Annotated in this window: 10 protein-coding genes; 4 read left to right on the top strand and 6 right to left on the bottom strand. The window is 69.0% G+C overall.

What is annotated here, in order from left to right; all coding sequences use genetic code 11:
* Nucleotide 1: 1 nt before the first annotated feature.
* The 6 genes from AC0CH8_RS10895 to AC0CH8_RS10920 form a co-directional block, all read right to left on the bottom strand.
* A complete protein-coding gene (locus tag AC0CH8_RS10895; RefSeq protein ID WP_465239894.1) occupies nucleotides 2-628 on the bottom strand; it encodes a glutathione S-transferase family protein in 627 nt (208 codons plus the stop codon).
* Nucleotides 625-1,452, bottom strand: a complete 828-nt coding sequence (locus AC0CH8_RS10900; protein ID WP_465239895.1) for a class I SAM-dependent methyltransferase — start codon at nucleotides 1,450-1,452, stop codon at nucleotides 625-627. Before AC0CH8_RS10900 ends, AC0CH8_RS10895 begins: the two co-directional genes overlap by 4 nt.
* 382 nt (nucleotides 1,453-1,834) lie before the next feature.
* Nucleotides 1,835-2,908: a recombinase RecA gene (gene recA, locus AC0CH8_RS10905; protein ID WP_211534340.1), complete on the bottom strand. Its 1,074-nt coding sequence runs from the start codon at nucleotides 2,906-2,908 to the stop codon at nucleotides 1,835-1,837.
* Between the two features lie 188 nt (nucleotides 2,909-3,096).
* Nucleotides 3,097-3,936, bottom strand: a complete 840-nt coding sequence (locus AC0CH8_RS10910; RefSeq protein WP_465239981.1) for a 4-(cytidine 5'-diphospho)-2-C-methyl-D-erythritol kinase — start codon at nucleotides 3,934-3,936, stop codon at nucleotides 3,097-3,099.
* A gap of 297 nt (nucleotides 3,937-4,233) precedes the next feature.
* Nucleotides 4,234-5,799: a tetratricopeptide repeat protein gene (locus tag AC0CH8_RS10915; RefSeq protein WP_465239896.1), complete on the bottom strand. Its 1,566-nt coding sequence runs from the start codon at nucleotides 5,797-5,799 to the stop codon at nucleotides 4,234-4,236.
* Nucleotides 5,774-7,429 carry an electron transfer flavoprotein-ubiquinone oxidoreductase gene (locus AC0CH8_RS10920; RefSeq protein WP_465239897.1) on the bottom strand — a complete coding sequence of 552 codons (1,656 nt, stop codon included), beginning with the start codon at nucleotides 7,427-7,429 and terminating at the stop codon, nucleotides 5,774-5,776. The genes AC0CH8_RS10915 and AC0CH8_RS10920 overlap by 26 nt, the downstream gene beginning before the upstream one ends.
* Before the next feature lie 120 nt (nucleotides 7,430-7,549).
* On the opposite strand from AC0CH8_RS10920, the gene AC0CH8_RS10925 reads away from it, so the two are divergent.
* From AC0CH8_RS10925 to AC0CH8_RS10940, 4 genes are all read left to right on the top strand, one after another.
* Nucleotides 7,550-8,281, top strand: a complete 732-nt coding sequence (locus AC0CH8_RS10925; protein ID WP_465239898.1) for a uracil-DNA glycosylase — start codon at nucleotides 7,550-7,552, stop codon at nucleotides 8,279-8,281.
* A gap of 8 nt (nucleotides 8,282-8,289) precedes the next feature.
* Nucleotides 8,290-10,437 (top strand): lytic transglycosylase domain-containing protein, encoded by a 2,148-nt coding sequence (locus AC0CH8_RS10930; protein WP_465239899.1) that lies wholly within the window; start codon nucleotides 8,290-8,292, stop codon nucleotides 10,435-10,437.
* Nucleotides 10,437-10,964 (top strand): molybdenum cofactor biosynthesis protein B, encoded by a 528-nt coding sequence (moaB, locus tag AC0CH8_RS10935; RefSeq protein WP_465239900.1) that lies wholly within the window; start codon nucleotides 10,437-10,439, stop codon nucleotides 10,962-10,964. The genes AC0CH8_RS10930 and moaB overlap by 1 nt, the downstream gene beginning before the upstream one ends.
* 75 nt (nucleotides 10,965-11,039) lie before the next feature.
* A complete protein-coding gene (locus AC0CH8_RS10940; RefSeq protein ID WP_465239901.1) occupies nucleotides 11,040-12,110 on the top strand; it encodes a PA0069 family radical SAM protein in 1,071 nt (356 codons plus the stop codon).
* Nucleotides 12,111-12,113 lie beyond the last annotated feature (3 nt).

Here is a 12,113-nt window from a genome sequence, read left to right on the forward strand (position 1 = left end):
CTCAGGCGTAGCGGTAGGGGCCGCCCTCTTTCAGTGCCGCCTGATAGGCCGGACGGGCGTGGATCCTGTCGAGCCACGCGATCGTCGCCGGGCGGCTGGGGTCGAGGCCGGCGCGGTTGCGGGCGGCCTCCAGCGGAAAGCTCATCATGATGTCGGCGGCGGAGATGACGTCGCCGGCGAACCACGGGCGTTGCGACAGTTCGCTTTCGACGTAATCGAGATGGCGGTCGACCATCGGCTGGATGCGCCCGGCGATCTTGCCGCCGACCAGCGGGATGCGGCCGACGATCAGCTTCACGAGCAGCGGCGGCATCAGCGACCCCTCCGCATAATGCAGCCAGAAACGATAGCGCAGCACGGCATCGCGGTGTGCGGGCGGGCCGAGGCGGCCGTCCGCCTTTTCGACCAGATATTCAACGATCGCGCCGGTTTCCGCGACCACGACTCCGTCGTCCTCGATCACCGGCGACTTGCCGAGCGGGTGGACGCGGCGGAGTTCGGGCGGGGCGAGCATCGTCTTGGGATCGCGGGCGTAGCGCTTCACCTCGTAGGGGAGGCCAAGCTCCTCGAGCATCCAGAGGATGCGCTGCGATCGGGAATTTTCGAGGTGGTGGACGATGATGGTCATGATGGCTCCCCTGCCTGTGCGCGCCAGATCCATGCCGATGCTGGCAGGACGACGCGGTTGTCGAGGACGTAACGCGCGAGGGCGTCGGACAGACGCGCGAGCAGGCGGTCGCGGTCGGCGGGGCCGGCGTCGGCGATGCTGCGCGAGAGGGGGCCGATGCGCGTGAGGAAGGACGTTGCGTCGGCGACGGGGTCTTCGCCCTCGCCCGCGACATAGTCGAAGTCGATCGACGCGGCGGTAACTGCGCTCCAGCCCGTCCGGGTCAGCAAGTCGTAGACGAACTCCATGTTCGCAAAGGCGAACGGACCGCGTGCGTAGCCGGCGGGATCGGAAAGGGCTTCGCCGGTGACCTGCTCGACCAGCGCGGCGGCGAAAGCGTTGCGGGAGCGGTCGCGAAAGCAGGAGAAAACGAGTGGCGCGCCGGGGTTTGCGGCTTGTCGGAGGCGGGTGAAGGCGGCGGCGGGGTCGGCGAAGAACATGACGCCGTGGCGGGAGTAGAGGAGGTCGAACCCGCCCGGCAGCGGATCGGTCGCGGCGTCGGCGACGTGGAAGGTGGCGGTGCGGACCCGAGCTTTGGCGATGGCGATCAGCGGTTCGGACAGGTCGATGCCGGTGATGCGGAGCTCCGGGCGGGCGGCGGCGATCGTGGCGCTGGTGGCCCCTGCCCCACAACCGATATCGAGGGCGGTGCCCGTTGCCGGGGCCGCAGCGAGGACAGCGGCATCAAGGTGGCGGGCGAGGTCGGCGAGACTGCGATCGGTGCGGCGATGCTCGGCGGCCCAGATGTCGCCGACGCGGGTTTGCCAGTCGGTGGTCGTGGTCATCGGGCGGGCCTTTGTCGGGGGCTGGGATGAACCGTCGCGTCGCGCCGCTGCTCGCGGCGACGGTGGAAGGGGGATAGTTCGTTATGCCGGGCGTGTTCCGGCATCTACCGCGCCCCGCGATTCGATACATGTCGCCTGCGGGACCGTGGATGCCGGGACGAGCCCGGTATGACGGTGGAGGAGAAGGTTGAACGGCGGCTGGGCGCACGTTCGGCTCTTTCCGGCACTGGGCCCCCGCCTGCGCGGAGCACGGCGGGGTGCGGGGCGTGGCACCGAAGTGGAGGAAGTGGCGGCGTCGGCGGGATCCTCCACTTCGCTCCAAAAAAAAAGGGGCCGCCGTTGCCGGCAGCCCCCCGATCGACACGCGACGAGCGTGGCAGGATCAAATGTCGTCGTCCTCTCCGGGACCGACCATCAGCTCCTCGGCGACCTTGTCGGTGCGCTGGCGGATCGCCTTTTCGAGGCGGGCGGCGAGTTCCGGATTGTCGCGGAGGTAGGTCTTGGCATTCTCGCGACCCTGACCGATACGGATCGAGTCGTAGCTGAACCACGAACCCGACTTCTCGACGAGGCCGGCCTTCACGCCAAGATCGAGGATCTCGCCGATCTTGGAGATGCCCTCGCCGTACATGATGTCGAATTCGACCTGCTTGAACGGCGGCGCGACCTTGTTCTTCACCACCTTCACGCGCGTGGCGTTGCCGACGATGTCTTCCTTGTCCTTGATCTGCCCGGTGCGACGGATGTCGAGGCGGACCGAGGCGTAGAACTTCAAGGCGTTGCCGCCCGTCGTCGTCTCCGGATTGCCGTACATCACGCCGATCTTCATGCGCAGCTGGTTGATGAAAATGACCATGCAGCGCGAGCGGCTGATCGAGCCGGTGAGCTTGCGCAGCGATTGCGACATCAGGCGGGCCTGAAGGCCGACATGGCTGTCACCCATTTCGCCCTCGATCTCCGCGCGCGGCACGAGTGCGGCGACCGAGTCGACGACGAGCACGTCGATCGCGTTGGAGCGGACGAGCGTGTCGACGATCTCCAGCGCCTGCTCACCGGTATCCGGCTGCGACACGATCAGCTCGTCGATGTTGACGCCCAGCTTCTTGGCGTAAACCGGGTCGAGCGCGTGTTCCGCATCGACGAAAGCGGCGGTGCCACCACCGCGCTGCGCCTCGGCAATGACATGCAGCGCAAGCGTGGTCTTGCCCGAGGATTCAGGGCCATAGACCTCGATCACGCGGCCGCGAGGCAGGCCGCCGACGCCGAGGGCGATGTCGAGGCCGAGCGAGCCGGTGGAGATCGTTTCGACCTGCATCGTCTCTTTCGAGCCGAGCCTCATCGCGGAGCCCTTGCCGAAGGCACGGTCGATCTGGGCCAGCGCGGCGTCGAGCGCCTTCTGCCGGTCTGCGTTAGCGGTTGCCATGCCGGTATCGATCACTTTCAGATTGGCGGCCATCAGGGGCTCCCATCGCTAGAGCAAGCGCGTGGCGGGGGCAACGCGTCTGGTTCCATGTATATGGTTTGTTCTCGTGGAACAAGATAGGAACTCGAAGAAGTTTCGTTTGTGCGACGCGGATAAGACAGGAAGGAATTTGTTTGTGGACTGCGCGTGGCTCGTTCTCCGCGTTATCGCGGCGTGGCTTTTCAGGTCATGAACGAGGCGAGCGACCACCAGCCTCTCGCAGCGGCCGCAGTGGCGGCGGTGTCGCGGGCTTCGGGCGTGTCGAACAGCGCGAAGCAGGTGGCGCCGGACCCGGACATGCGCGACAGGATTGCGCCGGGAGCGGCGTCGAGCAGTCTGCGGACTTCCCCGATGACGGGGGCGAGCGACCGGGCTGGGGATTCCAGGTCGTTGCGGGCGGCGCGGGCGCGATCGAGCAACGGCCCCTCCCCCAGCGCGCCGCGATCGATGCCGTCCCAGCCGGCGAAGACCGCGGCGGTGGAGACGGCGACGTTCGGGTTGACGAGCAGCAGCGGCGTGCCGGGCGCGCCCTCGATCGGGACCAGCGCCTCGCCTTTGCCGGTGCCGAGCGTGGTGCGGCCGAGCAGGCAGGCGGGCACGTCTGCGCCGAGATGTTCGGCGGTCGCGAACAGCGCGGGGGCGTGCGGGTCGATGCCGGTCAAGCGGGCCAGCGCGCGCAACGTCGCGGCGGCGTCCGCCGAACCGCCGCCGATGCCGGACGCGACGGGGAGGTTCTTCGTGAGCGTGATCGCGACGGGGGGCGTGGGCTGGTGGTGGCGGAAGGCGTCGCGGGCGTCGGTCACGAGGTTGGGGGGCGTCTTTCTATTCCCCGAGGGGGACCGAAGCGCCTGGGCGAAGGGGCCGGTGATGTCGAACCGGTCCTCGGCCGCTTCCTCGACGGTGATCGTGTCGCCGTCGGCGGCGAAGGCGAAGAGGGTTTCGAGTTCGTGATAGCCGTCCGGCCGGCGGCGGCGGACGTGGAGCGCGAGGTTGATCTTGGCGGGGGCGGTTTCGACGATCATCGCGCGGGTGATGCGGCAGGGGCGGTTCGGGGGCAAGACTGGCTTGGGTAGGCTGGAAGTTGGTGTTTGTCAGGATCCAGACCACATGCTCTGCGTCAACCCTGTCGCACTCCACACCCGACCCACCCCGGCGAAGGCCCGGGGGTAAAGTTCCGCGCCGCTCGTGAGGCTCAGAGCCTTTGCTGCAACTGGACCCCGGCCTCCGCCGGGGTGGGACAGTGAAGTGGACAGATTTATGTTCAGCAAGATAGCCTTGGGCCCCCGCCTGCGCGGGGCCCGGGTAGTGAAATCAAGCGGCTAACGGGCCGCCGGTCCGTTCTCGATCTTGGCTGTGAGCCGGCCGAGCGTGCGCGGTTCGGCGACGATTGCGGCGGCGCGCCAGGCGTAGCGCGCTTCGTAGCGGCGGCCGGTTGCCCAATAGGCGTCGCCGAGATGGTCGGCGATGTCGGCATCGGCCGGGCTGTCCCGGGCGGCGCGTTCCAGCAGCGGCAGCGCGCGGGCGGTGTCGCCGGCGCGAAGATAGGCCCAGCCGAGCGAGTCGGTGATGGCGGCGTCGTCGGGTTCGAGCGAATGCGCCTTTTCGAGCATCCTGGTGGCGGCGGCCACGTCCTCGCCGCGATCGACGAGGCCGTAGCCGAGGAAGTTGAGGACGAGCGGCTGGTCCGGCGCGAGGGCGACCGCACGGCGCAGGGCGCGGCGCGCGTCCTTCCAGCGGTCCGCAGCGTCGAGCGCGGTGGCGTAACGGAGCCACGCGTTCCAGCGTTTGGCGATGCGCGGGTCGTCCAGCACGCGGGCGTAGATCGGCGCGGCCTCCGCGGGGCGATCCGCCTCGACCAGCAGGTCGGCGAGGCGGACGCGGTCGACGAAGGTCGCGTCGGGTGCGGCGGCGCGGGTGCGGGCCACGGCGAGCGCCTCGGGCTTGCGGTCGCTGCCGTCGAGCAGCGCGATCCGGGCCTCCAGCATGTCGCTCGCCAACGGATCGTCGGCGGGGATCGCGGCGAGGTTCGCCAGCGCCGCATCGGAGTCGCCGGCGCGGGCCAGCTGGTTGGCGAGGATCAGCCGCGCGCGGGCATATCGCGGATCGGCATCGAGCGCGGCGCGGGCGAGCGAAAGGGACAGGGTGCTGGCCTGTTCGCCGCGGCCGAGTTCTTCGGCGAGACGCAGGAACAGGCGCGAGACACCGAACGCTGGAGATGCACGCTGGCCGGCGGGGAGCGACTGGCCCGACCCGAGGAGCGCCTGTGCACGGGCCGGTTCTCCCATCCCGACGATCAGTTCGGCGGCGGCGACGCGTGGCGCACGGTTGGTGGTGGCGGCGAGGCCGGCGGCGGCGCTGCCCTCCGCGAGGCGACCGGCGGCGATCAGCAGCAGCGCGCGGTGCTCGGCGACCAAGGGTTTCGCGACCGGATCGATCGTCGATCGGTCGAGGATGGCGATGCCGGCGTTGCCGCCCGCCGCCCACGCCTCGATGATCGAGGCGAGGATGCGCAAACGATCGGTGGCGAGCGGCCGCGTCGCCTGCTTCAGGGCGGCGGCGTCGCCGGCGCGGGCGGCGTCGGCGATCGGAAACAGCGCGGCGTCGGCGGGAGCGATGCCGGCGTTGCGCAGGACGGCACCGGTTCTGCGGACCAGCGCCGCGTCGCCGCTGGCGATGCCGGCGCGAAACGCGCGGATCGCGACGACGGGATCACGTGGCGAGGCGGCGACGGCGGCGGCGTAGGCGGTCGACGCGGCGGGGCCGTCACCGTCCGCTTCCGCAGCGCGCGCCGTCAGATACGCCGTCCGCCCCGAGTCCGCAGCGGCCGGAGTCACGGCGAGCGCCGCGAGCGCGATCAGGCTACATATTGGGATAGTTCGGGCCACCGCCGCCTTCCGGGACGACCCAGTTGATGTTCTGGGTCGGGTCCTTGATGTCGCAGGTCTTGCAGTGAACGCAGTTCTGCGCGTTGATGACGAACTTCGGATCGCCGCTATCCTGTCCGACGATCTCGTACACGCCAGCCGGGCAGTAACGCTGCGCCGGTTCGTCGTACATCGGCAGGTCGTATTCGACGGGCACGTTCGGGTCGCGCAGCGTCAGGTGGACCGGCTGGTCCTCCTCGTGATTTGTGTTCGACAGGAACACCGACGACAGGCGATCGAAGGTCAGGACGCCGTCGGGCTTGGGATAGACCGGCGGCTTCACAAGGTCCTTGCGCCACAGGCTCTCATGATCCGGGTGATGCTTCATCGTGAAGGGCATCTTCAGGCCGAAATGCTCCAGCCACATGGTGATGCCCGACAGGCCGGAGCCGAGAAAGTCGCCGAACTTCTTGACGAGCGGCACGACGTTGCGGACGACCGACAGCTCCTTCTTCAGCCACGACGCCTCGAACGCCTCCGGATAGGCGGTCAGCTCGTCATGCTCGCGGCCCTGCTGGATCGCGGCGAAGGCGGCCTCCGCCGCCATCATCGCCGACTTCTGCGCGCCGTGCGTACCCTTGATGCGGGGCACGTTGAGGAAGCCCGCCGAACAGCCGATCAGCGCGCCGCCGGGGAAGACCAGCTTCGGGATCGACTGCAACCCGCCGTCGTTGATCGCGCGCGCGCCGTAGGACACGCGCTTGCCGCCCGCGAGCAGCTCCGCGACCGCCGGGTGCGTCTTCCACTTCTGCATCTCCTGAAACGGAGAAATGTAGGGATTGGTGTAGCTTAGCCACGTCACGAAGCCGATCGACACCTGACCGTTGGCCTGATGATAGATCCAGCCGCCGCCGTTCGCGTCGTCGCCGAGCGGGAACCCTTGCGTATGCACGACGCGGCCGGGGTGGTGCTTTTCCGGGGCGATGTCCCAGAGCTCCTTGACGCCGAGGCCGTAGACCTGCGGATCGCTGTTCGCGGCGAGGTCGAAGGTGCGGATGACCTCCTTGGTCAGGTGGCCGCGCACGCCCTCCGCGAAGAAGGTGTATTTGGCGTGGATCTCGAGGCCGGGCGTGTAGTCGCCCTTGTGCGTGCCGTCGCGGGCGACGCCCATGTCGCCGGTCGCGACTCCCTTCACGCGGCCGTCGTCGTCGAACAGGATCTCCGCCGCGGCGAAGCCGGGGAAAATCTCTACGCCCAGCTCCTCGGCGCGGCCCGCAAGCCAGCGGCAGAGATTGCCGAGCGAGCAGGTGTAGGTGCCCTTGTTGTGCAGGAACGGCGGGGTCCACAGATGCGGCAGGTTGAACTTGCCCTTCGCGGTCAGCACCCAATGGATGTTCTCCGTCACCGGCGTCTCCGCCAGCGGGCAGTCGGTGTCGCGCCAGTCGGGGATCAACTCGTCCATCGCGCGCGGATCGATCACCGCGCCCGACAGGATGTGGGCACCGACCTCCGACCCCTTTTCGAGGACGCAGACGGCCAGTTCCGCACCCGCGTCGTTCGCCAGCTGTTTAAGACGGATGGCTGCCGACAGCCCGGCAGGGCCGGCACCGACGATCACCACGTCGTAGGGCATCGACTCGCGTTCGCTCATGGCCTCTTCTCTCCAGCGGCCCCGCCGGCGATCCGCCGGGCGTGATGCCGCACCATCCTGTCCAATAAGCCGTTCCGCTACATTGACCGCCACGTCAACCGTGGAGCATGACGCCCGGCGATGGGGGCATACCGGAATATCGACACGGCACAGGCCGAACCCGCCGACCGCGCGATGATCGCGAATGCGATCGCCTGGTGGGCCGATGCGGGGGTCGACGTGCTGGTCGAGGACGTGCCGCGCGACTGGCTGGCGGCCCCTGCCCCGGCTCCCGTGGTGGAGGCGGCACCGGCGGCGGACTCGCTGCCCGCGACGCTGGAGGCTTTTCTCGGCTGGCGGACTGGGGCGAGCGCGCCCGAGGCGGCGTGGAGCGGCGTGTCCCTTGCCGCTACGGGTCCTGCCGATGCGAAGGTCATGGTGCTGATCGATTGCCCCGACCGCGACGACGGCAATGCCGGCGCGCTGCTGGCGGGCGAGCCCGGCAAGTTGTTCGACCGGATGCTCGCCGCGATCGGCCTGTCGCGCGACACCGTGCACATCGCCGCCGTCTGCGCGCGTCGGCCCGCCGCGGGCCGGATGCCGCGCGATATCGAGGCGAAGCTGGGCGAGATCGCGCGCCATCACATCGAACTGGTTGCGCCGGAACGGCTGCTGCTGCTCGGCGATGCGACGAGCCGTGCCGTGCTGGCGATGGAGCGAATCGATGCGCGCGGTTCTTTGCAGGCGTTTAACCATAAAAGCGGACATACCAAGGTCGTAGCCTCCGCCCATCCGCGGATGCTGATCGAGCGTCCGGCGATGAAGGCCGAAAGCTGGCGCGACCTGCAATTGCTGATGGGGGCAGATCAATGAGCTGCAACATGCGTTTGAGAGCGGCGATGACGGTGGCGTTGGCCACCCTACCCCTCCCCGCAATGGCGGCGGGATCGAGCGGCGACCCGTCCGGCGAGGCTCGCTCGGTGCAGGCGGCGCGCATCCCGACGCAGCTGGATGACGCGCAGCGGGCGGCGTACGCGCAGGTGTTCGCCGCGATCCGCGCGCAACGCTGGCAGGATGCGCAGCTCGGGCTGGACGCGATGAAGCCGGGGCCGCTGCATGCGATCGCGCGCGCCGAACTCTACACCGCCAAGGGATCGCCGCGCGTCGAGATCGAGCCGCTGGTCACGCTGCTGAACGAAGCGCCCGAACTTCCGCAGGCCGAGGCGCTGCGGCGGCTGGCATCGTCGCGGGGCGCAACGGACCTGCCGCCGCTGCCGGCGGCGCAGCGGCTGATCTGGCAGGACGGCGCACCCCGACGGGTCCGCGCGAAGGCGACGAAGAGCGACATGGTCGCGGCCGATCTCGCGCAGAGGATGCAGCCTTACGTCAAAGCCGACGACGGTGTCGCGGCGGAGGCGCTGTTGACGCAGACCGTCGGCCTGAGCCCGGAGGCGACGACCGAGTGGCAGGCCAAGGTCGCGTGGATGTATTTCCTGCGCGGCGAGGACGCGAAGGTGCGCGAACTCGGCGCGCTGGCGGCGGCGGGCAGCGGCGACTGGGCGGTGCAGGGTCGCTGGATGACGGCGCTGGCGGCGTGGCGACAGGGCGACTGCGCGGCGGCGGAGACGGGGTTCGAGGGCGTGGCGGCGCGCGCCGGCGATGTCGATCTGCGCGCGGCCGGGCTGTACTGGGCGTCGCGCGCGGACATGGTGTGTGCGCGGCCGGACCGTATCGAGGGCCGGCTGAAGGCGGCGGCGCAGTTCGGCGAAAGCTTCTACGGGCAACTCGCGCGACAGGCGCTGGGGATGCGTGGCGGCATCGGCGCGAAGGGCGGGATGCGCGACGCCGACTGGACGCTGCTCGACAAGCGCCCGAACGTGCGCGTCGCGGCGGCGCTGATCGAGGTCGGCGAGGCCGATCTGGCGGACGACGTGATCCGTCAGCAGGCGAAGATCGGCAATCCGGCGGAGTTCGGCAGCCTCGTCAAGCTGGCCGAGACGCTCGATTTGCCGGCGACGACGATCTGGCTGGCGCATAATTGTCCGCAGGGCGTGACGCCGACCGCGGACGCGCGCTATCCGACGCCGAACTGGCAGCCGGACAGCGGCTGGCGCGTCGACAAGGCGCTGGTCTACGCCCACACGTTGGAGGAATCGCGCTTCCGGCCGAAGGTGACGAGCCAGGCGGGCGCATACGGCCTGATGCAGATCATGCCCGCCGCCGCGACCGATTTCGCGCGCGAGCGGGGGACGACGATCGACAAGGTCGCGCTCGGCAAGCCTTCGGTGAACATGGACATCGGTCAGCGGCATCTGGAGCGGCTGCGCGACATGGGTTTGACCGGCGGGCTGCTGCCGAAGGTGATCGCCGCGTACAACGCCGGACCGAAGCCGGTCGGCGAGTGGAACACGCTGGTTCACGATGGCGGCGACCCGCTGATGTATATCGAGAGCATCCCCTATTGGGAGACGCGCGGGTACGTCACGACGGTGCTGCGCAATTACTGGATGTACGAGACGCAGAGCGGCAAGTCGGCGTCGACCAGCCGCGCCGCGCTGGCGCAAGGGATGTGGCCGCGCTTTCCGGGGATGAGCGGCGCGCTGGCGGTGCGGATGCCGACGCGCGGCAATAGCGGGGTGGCGTATGCCGCAACCGCTCCGGTGCGTGCGGTGGTGCAGGCGGCGCGTCCGCGGATCGTGCGGTCGCCGGTGTCGACGGCCCCTGCCCCCGTCGCGGTGGCGCAAGTGATCGCGCCGGTACGGGCGCCCGTAACGTTGCCGAACGCGGTGTCGCCGATCCGGACCGCGACGCTGGCGATGCAGCCGGCGCCGGTGCCGTCCGCTCCCACGAACAGCTTTGCCGAGAACATCGTGTCGGTCGTGAAGGCGATCCCCGGCACCGTCGCGGCGGCGGCGAGCGCGATGACCGACGGCGACCTGCTGCGGCGCGCGGCGGCGGCGATGGCGATGCAGCCGAACATCGTGAAATCGGTCACGGCGACGATCGGTTCCAGCGTACAGGGCGACTGATGCCGATCGACGAAAGCCGCACTTTCCTGCCGGTGCGGATCGCGGTGCTGACGGTGTCCGACACGCGCGGGCTGGCGGAGGATCGTTCGGGCGACACGCTGGTCGAGCGGCTGACGACGGCGGGTCATGTGCTGGCCGACCGTGCGATCGAGCGGGATGACGTGGATACGATCGTTGCGCGGTTGCGGGCGTGGATCGCCGACCCGAACATCGATGTCGTCATCACCACCGGCGGCACCGGCGTCACCGGGCGCGATGTGACACCGGAGGCGGTGGAGCAGGTGGCGGAGAAGATGATCCCCGGCTTCGGCGAACTGTTCCGCTGGTTGAGCTATGCCAAGATCGGCACGTCCACGGTGCAGTCACGCGCCTGCGCCTGCGTATCCGGCGGCACGTACGTCTTCGCGCTGCCGGGATCGACCGGGGCGGTGAAAGACGGATGGGACGGCATCCTGCGCGAGCAGTTGGATGGCCGGCACCGGCCCTGCAACTTCGTCGAGCTGATGCCGCGCTTGCTGGAGCGGTAGGTCACCGGAGGTCGGTACTCGCCAATCGGTAACAATGTTCTTGATACGTTCTTTTGGGCATCGTACGATCGAGGCATGGCGAACACCCGGCCCGTGCGCGGTGCGACTTACAATGCGGAGAGCCGGCGCTTCAACCTGCCGCAGGTGGAGGCGGACGGAGATTGGCTCGACGAGCGCGAGGGCATCGACGGCGCGCTGACGCCGCTGAAGACGACCGTAACGGTCGAGCGACCGCGGACGATCATCAGCCGCAACGCCTCCCCCGACGTGCCGTTCGACCGCTCGATCAACCCGTATCGCGGGTGCGAACATGGCTGCATCTATTGCTTCGCGCGGCCAAGCCACGCGTTTCACGACCTGTCGCCGGGGCTGGATTTCGAGAGCCGGCTGTTCGTGAAGCCGGACGCGGCGATGCTGTTGCGCGCGGAATTGCAGAAGCCGGGCTATGTCGTCCGGCCCATGGCGCTGGGTACCAATACCGATCCGTACCAGCCGATCGAGCGCGAGTGGCGGGTGACGCGGTCGATCCTGGAGGTGCTGGCGGAGACGGACCATCCGGTGACGATCACGACGAAATCCGACCGCGTCGTGCGCGATCTGGACATCCTCGCGCCGATGGCGGCGAAGGGCCTGGCGGCCGTGTGCATGTCGGTGACCTCGCTCGATCCCAAGGTGGCGGGCACGGTGGAGCCGCGTGCGCCACATCCCGAACGGCGGCTGAAAGCGGTAGCGACGCTGTCGGCGGCGGGGGTGCCGACATACGTCTCGATCTCGCCCGTCATCCCCGCGATCACCGATCATGAGATCGAGCATCTGATCGAACGCGCCGCGGAAGCCGGTGCGCGCTACGCCTTCTTCCTGCCGGTGCGGCTGCCGCACGAGGTGGCGCCGCTGTTCCGCGCGTGGCTCGACGAGCATTTCCCCGATCGTGCGGGCAAGGTGATGAGCGTAATCCAGTCGCTGCGCGGCGGGCGCGACAATGATCCGAAGTTCTTCACGCGCATGAAGGGCGCCGGACCCTGGGCGGAGTTGCTGGGCACGCGATTTCGCATCGCGTGCCGCAAACACGGGCTGAACAAGGATCGCATCGCGCTGCGCACCGACCTGTTCCGCGCGCCGGCCGGGCCGCAAGGGGAGTTGTTCTGAGGC

The sequence above is a fragment of the Sphingomonas sp. AC435 genome (assembly GCF_979253005.1).